Annotated in this window: 17 protein-coding genes and 1 pseudogene; 6 read left to right on the top strand and 12 right to left on the bottom strand. The window is 63.6% G+C overall.

The features are described from left to right. Nucleotides 1–9 precede the first annotated feature (9 nt). Both D906_RS10160 and D906_RS10155 read left to right on the top strand, forming a co-directional pair. A complete protein-coding gene (locus D906_RS10160) occupies nt 10–1,353 on the top strand; it encodes a cytochrome c (protein WP_027615140.1) in 1,344 nt (447 codons plus the stop codon). 12 nt (nt 1,354–1,365) lie between these two features. Beyond that, the gene (locus D906_RS10155) at nt 1,366–2,388 is read left to right on the top strand and encodes an XdhC family protein (protein WP_027609055.1); all 1,023 of its coding nucleotides are present in this window, start codon (nt 1,366–1,368) and stop codon (nt 2,386–2,388) included. Here D906_RS10155 and D906_RS10150 read toward each other — a convergent pair whose 3' ends face one another. From D906_RS10150 to D906_RS10135, 4 genes are all read right to left on the bottom strand, one after another. Further along, a complete protein-coding gene (locus tag D906_RS10150; protein WP_019096409.1) occupies nt 2,389–3,177 on the bottom strand; it encodes an ABC transporter substrate-binding protein in 789 nt (262 codons plus the stop codon). A 173-nt stretch (nt 3,178–3,350) separates the two neighbouring features. After that, nucleotides 3,351–3,992, bottom strand: a complete 642-nt coding sequence (locus D906_RS10145) for a LysE family translocator (protein WP_019096410.1) — start codon at nt 3,990–3,992, stop codon at nt 3,351–3,353. 51 nt (nt 3,993–4,043) lie between these two features. Next, complete coding sequence (locus D906_RS10140) at nt 4,044–4,244, bottom strand: DUF1289 domain-containing protein (RefSeq protein ID WP_025754486.1); 201 nt, start codon at nt 4,242–4,244, stop codon at nt 4,044–4,046. Between the two features lie 8 nt (nt 4,245–4,252). After that, nucleotides 4,253–4,570 carry a hypothetical protein gene (locus D906_RS10135; protein WP_019096412.1) on the bottom strand — a complete coding sequence of 106 codons (318 nt, stop codon included), beginning with the start codon at nt 4,568–4,570 and terminating at the stop codon, nt 4,253–4,255. Nucleotides 4,571–4,886: 316 nt separating this feature from the next. Between D906_RS10135 and D906_RS10130 the strand changes: the two genes are divergently transcribed. Then, a complete protein-coding gene (locus D906_RS10130) occupies nt 4,887–6,632 on the top strand; it encodes a BCCT family transporter (protein WP_025754487.1) in 1,746 nt (581 codons plus the stop codon). A gap of 262 nt (nt 6,633–6,894) precedes the next feature. Here the strand turns inward: D906_RS10130 and D906_RS10125 are convergent, their stop codons facing one another. Continuing rightward, nucleotides 6,895–7,374 (bottom strand): VOC family protein, encoded by a 480-nt coding sequence (locus D906_RS10125; RefSeq protein ID WP_027615138.1) that lies wholly within the window; start codon nt 7,372–7,374, stop codon nt 6,895–6,897. A 200-nt stretch (nt 7,375–7,574) separates the two neighbouring features. Here D906_RS10125 and D906_RS10120 point away from each other — a divergent pair, with 200 nt between their 5' ends. Beyond that, complete coding sequence (locus D906_RS10120; protein ID WP_027609057.1) at nt 7,575–8,225, top strand: TIGR04211 family SH3 domain-containing protein; 651 nt, start codon at nt 7,575–7,577, stop codon at nt 8,223–8,225. 123 nt (nt 8,226–8,348) lie between these two features. Here D906_RS10120 and D906_RS10115 read toward each other — a convergent pair whose 3' ends face one another. The 3 genes and pseudogenes from D906_RS10115 to D906_RS10105 all read right to left on the bottom strand — a co-directional run bounded on the left by D906_RS10115 (nt 8,349) and on the right by D906_RS10105 (nt 9,957). After that, nucleotides 8,349–8,612, bottom strand: coding sequence for a hypothetical protein (locus D906_RS10115; protein ID WP_016715725.1), 264 nt, complete (start codon nt 8,610–8,612; stop codon nt 8,349–8,351). Nucleotides 8,613–8,706: 94 nt separating this feature from the next. Next, a pseudogene (locus tag D906_RS10110) lies at nt 8,707–9,045 on the bottom strand (LysR substrate-binding domain-containing protein); the annotation flags it as partial. A gap of 30 nt (nt 9,046–9,075) precedes the next feature. Next, nucleotides 9,076–9,957: a LysR family transcriptional regulator gene (locus tag D906_RS10105; protein WP_016715723.1), complete on the bottom strand. Its 882-nt coding sequence runs from the start codon at nt 9,955–9,957 to the stop codon at nt 9,076–9,078. A gap of 116 nt (nt 9,958–10,073) precedes the next feature. On the opposite strand from D906_RS10105, the gene argC reads away from it, so the two are divergent. Both argC and D906_RS10095 read left to right on the top strand, forming a co-directional pair. After that, nucleotides 10,074–11,015, top strand: coding sequence for an N-acetyl-gamma-glutamyl-phosphate reductase (argC, locus tag D906_RS10100; protein WP_019096416.1), 942 nt, complete (start codon nt 10,074–10,076; stop codon nt 11,013–11,015). 80 nt (nt 11,016–11,095) lie between these two features. Further along, on the top strand, nt 11,096–11,782 hold the full coding sequence (locus tag D906_RS10095; RefSeq protein WP_016715721.1) for a GNAT family N-acetyltransferase: 687 nt from the start codon (nt 11,096–11,098) through the stop codon (nt 11,780–11,782). Nucleotides 11,783–11,892: 110 nt separating this feature from the next. Here the strand turns inward: D906_RS10095 and D906_RS10090 are convergent, their stop codons facing one another. The 4 genes from D906_RS10090 to D906_RS10075 are packed head-to-tail and all read right to left on the bottom strand — an operon-like array spanning nt 11,893 to nt 15,722. Then, on the bottom strand, nt 11,893–12,648 hold the full coding sequence (locus D906_RS10090) for an ABC transporter permease (protein WP_019096626.1): 756 nt from the start codon (nt 12,646–12,648) through the stop codon (nt 11,893–11,895). Further along, nucleotides 12,648–13,853 (bottom strand): ABC transporter substrate-binding protein, encoded by a 1,206-nt coding sequence (locus D906_RS10085; RefSeq protein ID WP_019096625.1) that lies wholly within the window; start codon nt 13,851–13,853, stop codon nt 12,648–12,650. Before D906_RS10085 ends, D906_RS10090 begins: the two co-directional genes overlap by 1 nt. Continuing rightward, on the bottom strand, nt 13,840–14,661 hold the full coding sequence (locus D906_RS10080) for an ABC transporter ATP-binding protein (protein ID WP_025754489.1): 822 nt from the start codon (nt 14,659–14,661) through the stop codon (nt 13,840–13,842). Before D906_RS10080 ends, D906_RS10085 begins: the two co-directional genes overlap by 14 nt. After that, nucleotides 14,658–15,722 (bottom strand): acyl-CoA dehydrogenase family protein, encoded by a 1,065-nt coding sequence (locus D906_RS10075; RefSeq protein WP_019097847.1) that lies wholly within the window; start codon nt 15,720–15,722, stop codon nt 14,658–14,660. Before D906_RS10075 ends, D906_RS10080 begins: the two co-directional genes overlap by 4 nt. Nucleotides 15,723–15,787 lie beyond the last annotated feature (65 nt).

Raw genomic sequence — 15,787 nt, 5'->3', positions numbered from 1 at the left:
GATCGCCCGATGACCCATCGCTTCGCAAGAACCGCTGGCTGGCTGACACTGCCGTGCCTGGTCGCGGCAGGCCTGATGGCCTGGTATGTCACCCGCGAGCCTGCCTCGCCGTTCGTCGATGCACAGGCCATTGCCGCCGACCCGGCGCTGGTCAGCCGTGGCGAGTACGTGGCCCGGCTCAGCGACTGCGTGGCTTGCCACAGCCTGCCGGACGGCAAACCGTTCGCAGGCGGGCTGGAAATGGCCACCCCGCTGGGGGCTATTCACGCCACCAACATTACCCCTGATCGCGACAACGGTATCGGCAGCTACAGCCTCGCCGACTTCGACCGCGCCGTGCGTCAGGGTGTCGCGCCCGGCGGCCGGAGGCTGTACCCGGCCATGCCCTACCCGTCCTACGCCAAGCTCAGTGACGACGATGTAAAGGCGCTGTACGCATTTTTCATGCACGGCGTGCAACCGGCCCGGCAGGCCAACCTGGCCAGCGACATCCCCTGGCCACTGAACCTGCGCTGGCCCATTGCCCTGTGGAACGGCCTGTTCGCCGCCACCACGCCTTACGCCGACAAGGCCGGGCAGGATGCGCTGTGGAACCGGGGTGCCTATATCGTTCAGGGCCCTGGTCACTGTGGCAGTTGCCACACGCCCCGTGGCCTGGCCTTCAACGAAAAGGCGCTGGATGACAGCGGCAAACCATTCCTGGCGGGCGCCCTGCTCGATGGCTGGTACGCACCGAGCCTGCGTGCCGACCACAACACAGGGCTGGGGCGCTGGAGCGAAGACGAGATTGCGCAGTTTCTCAAAACCGGCCGCAACCGCCATGCCGTCGTATTCGGCTCGATGACCGAGGCGTTCAACAACTCCACGCAGTTCATGAGCGACGATGACCTGAGGGCCATCGCCCACTACCTCAAATCGCTTCCCGGCGACCCGCAGCGCGATGGGGCGCCGTGGCAGTACGTGGCCGAGTCGGCAGCAACACAGCTCAACAGCCCGGGCGCACATACCTACGTGACTCGCTGCGCCTCGTGCCACGGGCTGGAGGGCAAGGGCCAGGACCAATGGATGCCGCCTTTGGCGGGGGCAACCTCGGCGCTGGCGAAAGAAGACGCTTCGGCGATCAACATTACCCTGAACGGTTCGCAGCGGGTGGTGACGGCGGGGTTGCCTGATGCCTACCGCATGCCGGCGTTCCGAGAGCAACTGAATGACCAGGAGATTGCCGATGTGCTGAGCTTCGTGCGCACGGCCTGGGGAAACCAGGGCGGTGTCGTGAATGCACAGGCGGTGGGCACGTTGCGTGGGCATACCGACCCGGCCAGCAGTAGCCCGATCATTTTGCATATGCGCTGAACGGGAGCCTCCATGGAAAGCATCGACCTGCTGGTGCTGCGCACCACCCGAGACTGGCTCACCGCCGGGCACCGCGTCCTGCTGGCCACGGTCGCCCGCACCTGGGGCTCCTCCCCGCGCCCGGTGGGCTCGATGATGGCCTTGCGCAGTGACGGCCGGGTGGTCGGCAGTGTCTCCGGTGGCTGTATCGAGGATGACCTCATTCACCGTTACACCACCGCCTACAGCGGCCCCGGCATGCCCAACGGCCTGCCTCAAGTGGTGCGTTACGGCGTCAGCGCCGATGAAGCACACCGTTTCGGCCTGCCCTGTGGCGGCACACTGGAGCTTGTGCTGGAGTTCGCACCGCCGCTGCAGCACCTCGAACGACTGCTGGCCTGCCTCGATAAGGGCAGCCTGGTCCGCCGCGGGCTCAACCTGCACAACGGTGATATCAGCCTTACCCCCACCAGCACGCCTGACCTGTTCAGCTTCGATGGCCAACACATGCTCAGCACCCTTGGGCCGGGCTATCGTTTACTGCTGATCGGTGGTGGCGCACTGGCCGAGTACTTGGCCACCATGGCCCTGTTCAATGGTTTCAACGTTTCGCTGTGCGACCCACGCCCTGAGTACACAGCAGGCTGGAGCGTGCCCGGCGTCAACCTGCTGGCCGGCATGCCCGACGACGTAGTCCGCGCCTTCGCGCCGGACCTGCGCAGCGCCATCGTCGCCGTCAGCCACGACCCCAAACTGGATGATCTGGCCCTGCTCGAAGCCTTGCACAGCCCGGCGTTCTACATTGGCGCCATCGGCTCGCGGCGCAACAGCCAACTGCGCCGTGAACGCCTGATCGAGCACTTCGGCGAAAGCGAGGCGTCGCTGCAACGCTTGCATGGCCCGATTGGCATCTACATCGGCAGCAAGACACCGGCCGAGATCGCCGTCAGCGTCATGGCCGAAATCCTCGCGGCGAAGAACGACGTCACCCTGCCTGGCGCGGTCAACGTGACCCGGGCCAAGCACGCACGGGAGGCCGCGCACCTTCCTCGCTGATTACTGCCACCGCTTCAGGTTCTGCTGCAACAACTGCTGCGGCAACGCCCCGGCCACGATCTTTTCCATTTGCCGCGCCAGCGCTTCACGCAAATGCGGCCGATTGCAGGGCGAATCATGCGAAAGCGCCAGGTACAGCCCTTCGCTGGAGATTGGCGGTTCCAGCACCTGCACAGTGCTGGCAATACCCAAGGTGCGCGCCAGCGCCATGCCGGGGTACTGCTCGTACACGACATAGTCGCTGCGTTTGTGCATGAGTTTTTCGAATGCCTGCCTGGCGCTGGGTACTGCTTCGAGGATGAGGTTGGCCCTGGCAAAGTCGTCGAACTGCTGACCGTGACTGTTGTTGACCAAGGTCCCGCCTTTGCGACCTTTCAGGTCTGCCCATTGGTGGTAGGCAAAGGCATTGTCCTGGCGAACCCAGACCACGCTGGGCGTGTGCAGAAATGGCGGGGTGATGAAGTCCATCTGTTGCTGCCGGGCCTGGGTCATGAAGTACCCGGCCATCAAGTCGATCCGGCCGGTGCGCACCTCTTCCTGGGCGCGCGACCACGGCCCGACGTAAACCACCTCGATCTCCAGCCCCAACTGCTTGCCCAGGTACTTGAGCAGGTCAGCGTTGGCACCGATCAGTTGCTGGGGGTTTTGCGGGTCGCGCCACAGGTACGGGGGGTACTCCGGGTTGCCGGTGGCGGTCAACCGCCGGCAAGGCTCTTGAGCTACCGCAGCCAACGGCAGCAGCAGGCACGACAACAGGAGCAAGCCGTGGCGAAAACAACGCTCGATCATCTACAACCCTCGGCACAAGTTACATCCGGTGACCCGGCGTGGTGGCCAAAGGCTGCCACATCCTGTGATCAACTGCAGCATTCATCTGTGCGGGCTGCAGACAGTCTGGACCCTGTGCGAAAAGTAGATGGTCGGCTAACGGTGAACGAGCCGTCGATTACCCTCTCTGGCACTCAGGCGCCCTGACGACGCATCGCCAGGATCGCCGCACCAAACCCGATAAAGGTAGTGCCCACCACCCGGCTCACCCAGCGCGACAGTGACGGCCGGGTCAGCACGCCTTTCGCCCGTGCAGCCAGCGCGGCATACAAGCTCAGCGAAACCAGCGACAACGCCACGAAAATACCGGTCAAGGCCAGGAATTGCGGCAACAGTGCGGCCCCTTGGTCGATGAACTGCGGGAACAGCGCCGTGAAGAACATGGTCGCCTTGGGGTTGGTCACTGCGGTAAGGAACGCCGACTTGTAGAGCTTCAGCGGCGAGGGGCGAACCTTGGCCGCCCCCTCGGCAGTAGCCTGCGCCAGCATCGGGCCTTTTTTCAGCAACTGCCGCACCCCCAGGTAGAACAGATAGCCCGCCCCCAGGATTTTCACGGCATTGAACAGCACTTCAGAACTGGCCAGCAGGGCGCCCAGGCCCAGCATGGCGGCTGCCGACAGGCAGAACAGGCCCGAGCCATTGCCCAGCGACGACCAGATCGTGCTGCGCTGGCCATGGGCCAGGCTGTTGTTGATGGCCATGAGTGTGGCCGGGCCGGGACTGGCGATCGCGATGGCGGCAACCAGGGTAAACGCTAACAGCGAGTGAACATCCATTTTCAGGCTCTTCAGGCAAATCAGGAAAGGCCCTGTACAGGGCGCGAGGGTTCAGTCGGTATTCTGCCGCTTGGCTGCCTTCTTGACGATAGCCTTCATCCGCGTTGCCGCGCGTTGCACGGTGGCCATCTTTTCCGGCCGTTTCATGCCCCGCCACTTGCGGATTTCGTCACGGGTGCGGCCGCAGCTCACGCACAGCTCGCTGTTGAGCTGGCATAACGAAACGCAGGGGTTTTCGATGTCTTTGGCCATCCCACCACTCAGCCAGGCAGTTCTGCCCGCGCACGCTCGGCAGCGCTGTGAAACACCTGGCGCACTTCCTCGGCCTTGACCTTGCTCACCGACCTGGCAGCCAGCAGCTCATCAACCACCTGGATGCACTGGCCCAAGGCGGTGTCCAGTTGCTCGGCGTCAGACGCGTCAGCGATATCACCCAGATAAGGAGCGATGAGGTACACGTAACGGTCCTGCAGCTTGAGCGCTGCCAGCGCGTCGAGGGCTTTCTGGAACCGATCGGCAGCGGCAGGGCTCATGCTCAATTTATCGAAATGAATCAGGCTCACACGATCAGTGGCCATTTTGACGAATCTCCGTTTCCTGGTACGGCCAGGCCCGCAAGCAGCAGCGCTTCTACGGTGCTCGGATGAGCGGGCCCGGGTAATGCCCATCAGGGTACCAGAACCCGAGGCAGAAAGGGCTATTGCCCCCAGAACTAAAAGTATTTGCCAAGTCGCGCAATGGACGCCCCAGGGCGTTATCGGGACAGGGGGCGCCTTTTCCCGCGCAGGATAATCGCGCCAGCATTCCACCCCGCCGAGGCCGTCATCGAACTCGGTAGCCCACACAACAACAAGCCTGTGCATGCAGGTAAGCCACAAAGGGGCCTCATCATTCATGGCAAAGGAACACATCACCGAAACGCTCGACCTCGGCGTGACGGACCCCTCGAAAACCGCAGAGGCCCGCCAGGACCGGCATTTCGAGGGCAAACTCGACGGCGTCGTGTTTGGTTTCACCAGCCTCCTGGCAATCGCGTTCGTGCTCTGGGGCTTCCTCAACCAGGCCAGCCTCGCCAGCAGCGCTTCCAGCGCGCAGTCCTGGGTCATTCTCAACTTCGGCTGGTTCTTCGTGCTCACATCCACCTTGTTCGTGGTGTTCGTGCTGTGGCTGGCCGCCAGCCGTTATGGCCGGGTGCCACTGGGGCGTGATGGCGAGCAGCCAGAATTCCGTACGGTGTCCTGGGTGGCCATGATGTTCAGCGCCGGCATGGGCATCGGCCTGATGTTCTTCGGCGTGGCCGAGCCGCTGTCGCACTATGTGTCGCCGCCGCCCGGCTCGGCCACCGGGCAGACAAGTGAAGCGATGCAGGTGGCCATGGCCACCACCTTGTTCCACTGGACCCTGCACCCTTGGGCCATGTACGCCATCGTCGGTCTGGTGATTGCCTATGGCACCTTCCGCCGTGGCCGCTCACAGCTGATTTCCGCGGCCTTCCGGCCGTTGATCGGCAAGCACGCCAACGGCCCGCTAGGGCGCATGATCGACATGATGGCTATTTTCGCCACGCTGTTCGGCTCGGCGGCCTCATTGGGCCTTGGGGCCCTGCAGATTGCCGGCGGCCTGGAGTACAACGGCTGGATCGAGAGCCCCGGCAAGCTGTTCTACATCTCGATCATCACCCTGCTGACCATTGCCTTCGTCACCTCGGCGGTGTCGGGCATCGGCAAGGGCATCCAGTGGTTGTCCAACACCAACATGGTGCTGGCGCTGGTGCTGGCAGTGTTCGTTTTCATGGTCGGCCCGACGTTGCTGATGCTCAACCTGCTGCCGACCTCGCTCGGCATCTACATCAAGATGCTGCCGGAAATGATGGCCCGTACCAACGCCAGCGGCGGTGAGCAGATGAACAGCTGGCTGGCCGGCTGGACCGTGTTCTACTGGGCTTGGTGGATTTCCTGGACACCGTTCGTGGGCATGTTCATCGCCCGCATCAGCCGCGGCCGCACTATCCGCCAGTTCGTTACGGGTGTACTGCTGGTGCCCAGCCTGGTGAGCCTGGTGTGGTTCACCATTTTTGGCGGTGCGGCCATCGATGCCGTGCGCGAAGGCGCATTCCAGCTGGCCAATGGCGCAGTCAACAGCAACCACGCGCTGTACCAGTTGCTGGACAGCTATCCGCTGGCTTCAGCGACCTCGGTGCTGGTAATGATCCTGGTGGGCATCTTCTTCGTTTCCGGTGCCGATGCCGCCTCGCTGGTGATGGGCACACTGTCGGAACACGGCACCACAGCGCCCTCGCGGCGCACGGTGATTTTCTGGGGCGCGCTGACCGGTACCGTGGCGGCGATCATGCTGGCGATTGGCGACCCACGGGCCCCCGGCGAGGCGCTGACGGGGTTGCAGAACCTGACCATCGTCGTGGCCCTGCCCTTTGTGGTGGTGATGGTGCTGCTGTGCCTGGCCCTGTACCGCGACCTGCGCAAAGACCCGATGATGCTGCGCCACCTGCGCGGTAACGAGCTGATCGAGAAGGCCGTGCTGTATGGCGCGGTGAAGCATGGCGAGGAGTTCTACATCGTGGTGCAGGAGAAGAAGGCCTCAGTGAAGGTCGCGGCAGAAGCCGAAGTGACCGGTAGCTGACCGGGCCGGCCTGTAAACCGGGGCTGCTGCGCGGTCCCAACGCTGCCAGCATGCGGAACTCCAAGGGTGTGAGCTCCAATGCCACGCCCCGGTAGCGCGCCTGGAATGCACGGGCACCCAGTTCCAAGCCCAGCAGGCGGTCGATCTCGTCCACGAAAGCAGCGGATGAATCGGTGCCGCCACCTGAGCTCAGGAACGGCGGCACGCCTCGATAAGCGATGTTTTCCAGGACAAAACGATAACCAGAGCGCATAGACCGGCATCACCCCTTCAATGCCGCCGCAATTTTTGCCACATCGATCTTGCCCATCTGCATCATGGCCTCGAACGCCCGTTTGGCTGCGGCGCGGTCGGGATGGCCGATGGCTTCGATCAGGATACGAGGGGTGATCTGCCAGGAAATCCCCCATTTGTCCTTGCACCAGCCGCAGACGCTGGCCTCCCCGCCATTACCGACAATGGCATCCCACAAGCGGTCGGTTTCGGCCTGGTCTTCGGTACTGACCTGGAACGAAAACGCCTCGCAATGCGTAAAGGCCTTGCCGCCATTGAGCCCCACGCAGGGTATGCCCATGACGGTGAATTCGACCGTGATGACATCGCCCTCCTTGCCCGAAGGATAGTCACTTGGCGCCTTGTGCAGGGCAATCACTTTACTGTCCGGGAATACGCTGGCGTAAAAGTTGGCAGCCTCCTCGGCATCGTTGTCGAACCAGAGGCAGACGCTGTTCTTGGCAGTCATGGTCTTGCTCCATGAAGGTGTCAACCTTTCATTCTAGCGCTAGCTCCGATAAAGCTCCTGCAACATCCTGCAGACATTTCCGATATCAGGTAGTGAACCTGCTTACAAAAAAACGGTCTTTCGCTGACGGTCAACTCACCGACCGGTTCATCGGCCCAGTCACCGGGCCTACTTTTGTCCTGTTTCAGCGAAGACCGAACATGCCCGATTTCCGCCCAACCGCTTCCGCCCTCCCTGCCCTGCGCGGCGGCCTGATTGCCGCTCTGGTGGCCCTCGCCGTACCGGCGTACGCCGAAGAGCCCGCCAGTGATGCACGCTGGGTCAGCGACAGCCTGAGCACCTACGTGCGTAGTGGCCCGACCGATGGGCACCGCATCGTCGGCACCCTCAAATCCGGGCAGAAGCTGACCCTGATCGGCAGCCAGGGCAACTACAGCCAGGTGCGCGGGCAGAACGGCGATGTGGTGTGGATCCTCAGCAACGACCTGCAGGCCGTGCCGGGGCAGAACGAGCGCCTGCCGCAGCTCGATGCCCAGGTCGCGGAACTGACCGGGCAGTTGAAGACCATCGACGACAGCTGGAAAAGCCGCGTGCAGGGCATGCAGGAAACCCTGGATTCACGCAAGAAGCTGAACGACGAACTGGAGGCGCGCAACAAGGCACTGAGCGAGCAGCTTGACCAGAGCCAGTCGGACCTGCGCGATACCCAGGCACGCCTGGGTGACGAGAACAAACAGGTGATGATGCGCTACATGGTGTATGGCGGCAGCATTGCCGGGGCGGGGTTGCTGGCGGGGTTGATCCTGCCGGCGCTGACCCGGGGGCGGAAGAAGAACGATCGCTGGTTCTGACAGTGGGGCCATCCTGCACTGGCTTCTTCGCGGGCTCGCCCGCTCCCACAGGATTTTCAACAGGTTCGAGGCCGGTGATGTACCTGTAGGAGCGGGTTTACCCGCGATGAGGCCCGCGAAGGCTTATTTGCTACGTGCCTTGTTGTAAATGGTCTTGGCCTGGTCCGCCGAGGCCTGGCACTGGGTATAGTCACCCTTGCTCTGAGCATCCTTGGCATTTTGCATGTGGACTTTGAAATCATGGGCCATGCCGCCGTGCATCGCTTGGCCACTGGCCTTGTGGAAATCCTCAAGCTCCTTGACCTTGGCTGCACAGTTGCTCGCCGGGTCGGCATGGGCGGCAAAACTCAACACAGAAGCAATCACCAGCAGTACGATGGATTTCATGGAGTGTTCTCCTGGGAAACCGGAAGGGTCATCGAGATGACATTGGCTCGACGCAGCAAACAGCATAGTCGGGCTTACGCCCCGGCGCTTCGGCTCAGCCCTGGGGCCGTGCACCTTCGGCAAACAGAAAATCAATGAACACCCGCACCCGCAACGGCATGTGCGGGCCGTGCGGGTAGATCAACATGAACGGCCGTGTCGTCCCGCCAAACTCAGCAAGCACCTCCACCAACTCGCCGCTGGCCAATGCGTCCTGCACGGTAAAGCGGTAAGCCTGCATCAAGCCGCCGCCATGGCGTACCAGCGTTGCCGTGGCAAGGAAGTCGCCCAGGCAGGTGAATGCGCCTTGGGTTTCGATCTCGATGTGGCCGCCATCCTGGCGAAAACTCCCGATAACTGGGGAGTGGGTGGCGGGACGGTGACCGTGGTGCGGGCACGAGAGCGAGGGTAAAGCCGGTAATCGCTACTGCCGCAACCGCTCCAATGCCTGCAACACATACGCCGTTGCCCGCTCAACCTGGCCTTCCCGGCAAGCGATACCCAACTGCCTCCACAACCCAGGCCGCAGTGGCCGACGTGCAATACGCCGGTCCAGCTCGGCCGCCTCGCCCTCCTGCGGCAATAACGTCGCCCCGTACCCGGCGCCGACCAGGCTCTTGATCGCATCATTGTAATTCAGCTCGATCCGAGGCTCTGGGTACAACCCCGCTGCCGCAAACCACTCCCCTGTCACTCGCGAGAGCTGGGTGCTGCTGTCATTGAGGATCAACGCCCTTTGCGCCAGCCAGGCCGGGGTAACCCTGGCCGGTGGCTGCCAGTCGACCGGCACGTAGGCCAGGATCGGATCGCGCCGCCAGGGCGTCACTGTCAGCCCTTTGCCAGCGACTTGCGGCAAGGCCACAAGGCCGATATCCAGCGCGCCTTCACGCAAACGCGCCAGCGATGCCTGGGACGTCAGCACCTGGACCTGCACGTCGATCCCCGGGTGCTCCACGCGCAGGTGCTCCAGCGCCTGTGGCAACAAGTGAGCGATGGCACCGGTGGAGGCGCCCAGGCGTACCCGGCCGGTCAGCCCCTCGACCTGTCGGCGTACTTCGTCCAGCGCCAGGTCAGCGTCGGCCAGCAAGCGCCGGGCGCGGGCCAGCAATGTTTCGCCAATGGCAGTAGGACGCACCTGCCCGCGGGCACGGCTAAGTAACGGGGCACCGATACGTGACTCCAGTTCAGCCACATGCAGGCTGATGGTGGGCGGTGCCAGGTTGAGCTGGCGAGCGGCCTCGGCGAAGGAGCCCAGGTCGCTGATGACCACCAGCGTGCGCAGGCGGTCGAGGCTGATTTCACGCATGGTCTGTGCTGGCCTTTTCATTCATGAAACATGAACATCAGCATCATGATATTCAAATTTCCATTAACTCAGCCACAGGCGAGCATAGGTCATCCCAACCCTACCGGACCCTGACCATGCACACCCCTGTTGTTTTCATCGACGGCGACCAAGGCACCACCGGCCTGCAGATCCATGCACGCCTGCAAGGCCGCAGCGACCTGCGCCTGCTCACCCTCCCCGAAGCCGAACGCAAAAACCCGCAACGCCGCCGCGAGGCCATCAACAGCGCTGACATCGCCCTGTTGTGCCTGCCCGACGACGCCGCCCGTGAGGCCGTGGCGGCGATCCATAACCCGCAGGTGCGGGTGATCGACGCCAGCTCGGCGCATCGCACCACACCGGGCTGGGTCTATGGCCTGCCAGAACTCGACGAGCAGCAAGCCGAGCGCATCGCCCTAAGCAAACGCGTCAGCAACCCAGGCTGTTACCCTACTGGCGCCATTGCCCTGCTGCGCCCGCTGGTCAAGGCCGGGTTATTACCCGCCGACTACCCGCTGGGCATCCATGCCATTTCCGGCTACTCCGGCGGTGGCCGTGCGGCGGTCCAGCGCCACGAACACCCCAGTACCGAAAAGGCACCGACCCTGCAACTGTATGGGCTGGAACTGGCACACAAGCACGTACCCGAAATTCAACTGCACGCCGGGCTGTCGGCACGGCCGGTGTTCATGCCCGGCTATGGGGCCTACCGCCAGGGCATCGTGTTGAGCATCCCGCTGCAACTGCGCCTGCTACCCGGCCAGGTCAGCGCCGATCAGCTGCAGGCCTGCCTGGAGCAGCACTACCAGGGGGCCCGCCACGTGCAGGTGATGCCGCTGCACCAACAAGGCGTAGCAGCCAACCTTGACCCCGAAGCATTGAACGACAGCAACGACCTGCGCCTGGCACTGTACGCCAACCCCGAACATGGGCAGGTGTTGCTCACTGCGGTGTTCGATAACCTGGGCAAAGGTGCCTCGGGTGCTGCGGTGCAAAACCTCGACCTGATGCTCGGTGCACTACAGGCACAAGGCTGATGGGGCAAAACCGGTTAAACTGTACAACCCGCGCCTACACGGCGTGGGCTGTATTCCTACCCGCCGGAGCCTGCCCCCCGATGTTCATCCTGAGCCGCCTCGACAGCGTGCCGCCCGAATCTTTCCAGAACCAGATCCGCGAACTGGTGATCCACAATGTCGGTGAATTGAGCAGTGTTGCCATCACCGCCGACAACCCGCTGTACCCGCTGTACCAGTACGGCGTTGGTATGGAAGTGCACCAGTACCTGCAAGCGCTGGACGGCACCCGCGGCCTGGCCGTGGCGCTGACCCTGGCGCTGGATGCCGAAGCGCCGGACCAGTTGCTGGGCTTTGCCCTGTCGCTGCCGGCCAAGGATGATGACCAGTCATGTGCGCTTGCATTCCTGGCCGTAAACGCCAGCCATCGCCGCCAGGGCATCGCACGGGCCTTGCTGGGCGACCTGCAGGCGCGCCATGCCTGTGTGGAACTGAATGCCTTTGCCAATCAGGTGCCTTGGTTCGAGGCGATGGGCATGCAAGTTGTAGCCGCCAATGGGCCGCAGGTACTGATGAGCAGTACCGGGCAGGCCAGTGGCGCGCTGATCGGGCGGTTGGACATTGCGCCGATTTATCAGACGGCAGAAGTGCTGCAGATTCATACCTACCTGCTTAACCAACAGGGTGAGGATGCGATGATCGAAGCCGAACAGATGCGGGACGAGCGGCTGGATGAATTGACCGTTCAAGCCCAAGAATGTGTGCGACAGCGCAAGACTGTGCATTGATCCGAGGGCCTATTCGCGGGCTTGCCCGCTCCCACAGGGATACCACCAGCCCAAGGGCGATGGAGTACCTGTGGGAGCGGGCAAGCCCGCGAAGAAGCCCCACTGGCCCGTCAGCCATGCACCCAGCGCCGATGCAGCCCTCGCGCCAAGGCATCCAGCACAAACCCCAGCACACCAATCAGCAGCACCATCGCCATCAGCTCGGAATACGCCAGCCGGTCGCGGGTATCGAGAATGAAATACCCCAACCCCGCACTCACCCCGAGCATTTCGCACGGCACCAGCACGATCCACAAAATGCCAATGGCCAGCCGCACACCGGTCAGCACGTGGCCAATCACCCCCGGCACGATCACCTTGCACAACGTCTCCCAACGCGTGGCACTCAGGCTGCGGCTCAGTTGCAACCAGCGTGGGTCCAGCTGCCTGACCCCGGCCGCCGTGTTCAGCAAAATCGGCCACAACGCGGCGAACGCCAGCAAGAAGTAGATAGGCTGGTCGCCCACCCCCATCAGCATCACCACCACCGGCATCCACGACAGCGGCGAGATCATGCGCAGGAACTGGAACGCCGGGGTGGTTGCCGCCTCCAGGTGCCGGTAACTGCCGACCAGCAAACCCAGCGGCACGCCGATGAGCAGTGCCAGCAACAGCCCGACCAGGATGCGCTTGAGGCTGACCCAGATATGCCCGTAGACCTCACCCTGCCCCAGCAACTCGAACAGGCTGGCCAAGGTTGCCGCCGGAGAAAAGCGCGCCGACAGGCCGTCGGCCTGGCCGAACAAGGCAACACCGGCCCACCACAGCAGCAACAAACCCAGCAACCCGGCCAGGCCAAGGCCGGCATGTACGACATGCGTGCGCATCAGACCGCAAACTCCTCGCTACGCTCGAAGTTGTCGGCAATGCCGAACACCGACGGGCCACCCACCGCAGCGATGGCATTGCGCACGAATCGGTCGTCGACCAGGTCGCGGGCCGTCTGCGCCGGATCAAGCCCGGCAAGAAACGCATTGTCGCCTTCGATCAGGGTGGTTTTCAGGCGTTTGACAAGTTCCTCGGTGTAACTGGGGAACGGATACGGCTGGAAGTCGATGCGCTTTTCGTCCCACTGCTGATGCCGAATGGCACCACTGGCAATGTAGCCGGCACGGTCCTCGGCGGCCGGGGCCAGCACCTTGGTCAGCACGGCAGGCTCATGCGGGGTGTACTTGTTGGGGCCGGCCTTGGACAGCAAGGCAGCGGCTTCAGCGCGGTGGTCGCGGGTCCAGTGCTGGGCCTTGACGATGGCGTTGACCACCTTCTGCGACCACTCCGGGCGGTTGTTCAGATCATGCTCATGCATGAACACCACGCAGCACGCGTGGTTACGCCACACATCGCCAGTAAAACGCTGCACGCGGCCAACCTTGAGGTTTTCGGCCAGGGCGTTGAACGGCTCAGCGACGATGTAGCCGGCAATGCGCTTGCTGGCCAAAGCGGGCGGCATGTCGGAGGGCGGCAGCACCAGCAGGTTGACTTCGTTGGCAGCCAACTGAGCGTTGGCCGGCTTCGACACTGGCGTCAGGCCGTTGTCGTTGAGCATTTGCTGCAGCACCACGTTATGGATCGAGTACCAGAACGGGATGGCCACAGTCTTGCCACCGAGCTGTTTCATGTCGGTGATGTCCGGAGCCACGGTCAGGCCCGAACCGCCCACGTGGTTCCACGCCACGACCTTGGCCGGCACCTTGCTGCCGTAACGCGCCCACACCGTCATCGGCGACAGCAAGTGGATGACGTTGACCTGGCCGGAAATGAACGCCTCGATCACCTGTGCCCAACTGCGCAACAGCACCGGGCGCTCGGCCTTGATGCCTTCGGCCTCGAACAGGCCATTGTTGTGCGCCACCAGCAACGGCGTGGCATCGGTGATCGGCAGGTAGCCGATGCGCACCGGCGCGTCCGGCTCGGCGGCAGCGCGCGCCTGCAGGCTCGACAGCAATGGCAGTGCACCCGCCGCCGTAAGCATGGCGCCAAGCTTGAGGAAATCGCGACGCGAAGAAGAGGAACAGCAGTCATCCATGCACATGGACAGCCTCCGAGGGCAACGGGGTTGGGGTAGGTTCTACGGTGCGGCTTGCCCGCCGAAGGGTTTTGAGGATTTCGATACGCAAGGCACCCAGTTCTTCAACCCGCTGCGCGCGTGGTTGCGGCAGGTCGATGTGCCATTGGCCGAGGATGTGCGCTGGGTGGTTGCCCAGTAGCAGAACCCGGTCGGACAACAGCAGGGCTTCGTCGATATCGTGGGTGATCAGCACCGCCGCCGTGTTGTGGGTGGCGATCAGTTGCAGCAGCAGTTGCTGCATGTCGGCCCGGGTCACTTCATCCAGCGCGCCGAACGGTTCGTCCAGCAACAGCACTTCGGGCTGGCGGGCCAGGCAACGGGCCAGCGCCGTGCGCTGGGCCATGCCGCCGGACAACTGCGCCGGGTACTGGCCACGGGCGTGGGCCAGGCCCACGGCGGCAATCGCATGGTCGATACGTGCGCGCCGCTCGGCAGCATCCAGCTTGGGCTGGCGGGCGAAGTCCAGGCCAAAGGCGACGTTCTTCTCCAGGCTCAGCCAGGGCAGCAGGCTCGGGTCCTGGAAGGCCACCGCCAGCCGTGGGTGCGGCCCTTGCAAGGGTTGGCCGTGCAACGTCACGCTGCCGCCGCGGGGCTGCTGCAGCCCCGCCAGCACCCGCAGCAGGCTGGACTTGCCGACGCCACTGGGGCCAAGAATGCTCACCACTTCGCCCGGTGCCAATTGCAAGTCAAACTGCGCCAGCACTTGCTGCCAGCCACCCTCACGCGGGTAGCCCAGGCTGACATCGCGAGCTTCGAGCAACACGTGGCTCATGCGGCGCCCGCCTGGCGTTGCAGTTCGGCGCGCAATTGCACCAGGCTGGGGGTGACGATCGGCACGAAGGCCGACTCGCGCCAGCGGCGGGCAAAGCCTTCGCCATATTCGCTGAGGTAGGCCTTGCCACCGCTGGCCTGCAACTCCAGTTGCACGGCATCGGCGGCACTTTCAGCCAGGGTGATGCGCAACTTGAACAAAGCCGCTGGCTGCTGCTGGAAGCGGCCATCGAGCAACCCCTGCTTGAGCTCGCTCACGGTGTTTTCCAGGCGCTCGCTGAGTACCTGACGGGCTTCATCGAGGAACGAGGCACGTCCATGCAGATGCCCCTGCACCTCTTCCAGCGCCCGTCGCGCCAAGCCGATGGCCATCCCGCATTGCAATGCCAGGAAAGCCGGGCGTACCCGCGGCAGGAACTCGCGGGCGTTCTCGTGCAGCAACCAGTCACGCGCCAGCGGCACCTGGTGGAAAGCCAGCGCCGCCGTGTTGCTCGATTGCAGGCCCATCAGTTGCAAGTCATCGGAGCGTGTCAGGCCCTGGGCCTCGGAAGGAATGGCCAGCACGAACGGCGTACCGCCGGCTTCGTCTTCGATGGCCGCCGCCACCACGAAACCGCTCTTGCGCAGGTTGGTCACCCAGTGCAAACGCCCTTCCAGGTGCCAGCCATCAGCTACCGGCCGGCCACGCACCTGCAGCGCTTCGATGCCGGACAGGAACTTCATGGCGTTGGACAGCCCGGTGGCACCCGCCAGTTCGCCCGTCAACAGGCGCGGCAGCAAGCGCTCGCGCAATGGCTGGTTGGGGCTGTGTAACAGGTATTCAATGAAGGCACGCTGGCCCCAGCAGACAAAGGCTGAAGCCAACGAACGGCTGGCAATCGCGGCGATGGCCTCGACGGCGTCGGTCACTTGCCCGCCCGTGCCACCCAAGGCCGGGTCGACACCAATGCGCAGTAGCTGTGATTCGGCGATCTGTGCCAGCACCTGTTGCGGTTCGCACAGGCCCCGGTCGATGGCCTCGGCATTGGCATCCAGCCAGTGACGAAATGCGCAATCTTGCATGGTCTTGCTCCTTTGGGAACGCCGGGGCCGCCTTGCGGCCCATTCGCGGCACAAGGCCGCTTCTA

The sequence above is a fragment of the Pseudomonas sp. LAIL14HWK12:I1 genome, from assembly GCF_003202095.1.
Lineage (GTDB): Bacteria > Pseudomonadota > Gammaproteobacteria > Pseudomonadales > Pseudomonadaceae > Aquipseudomonas > Aquipseudomonas monteilii.
This window is presented reverse-complemented; position numbering and strand designations above follow the sequence as displayed.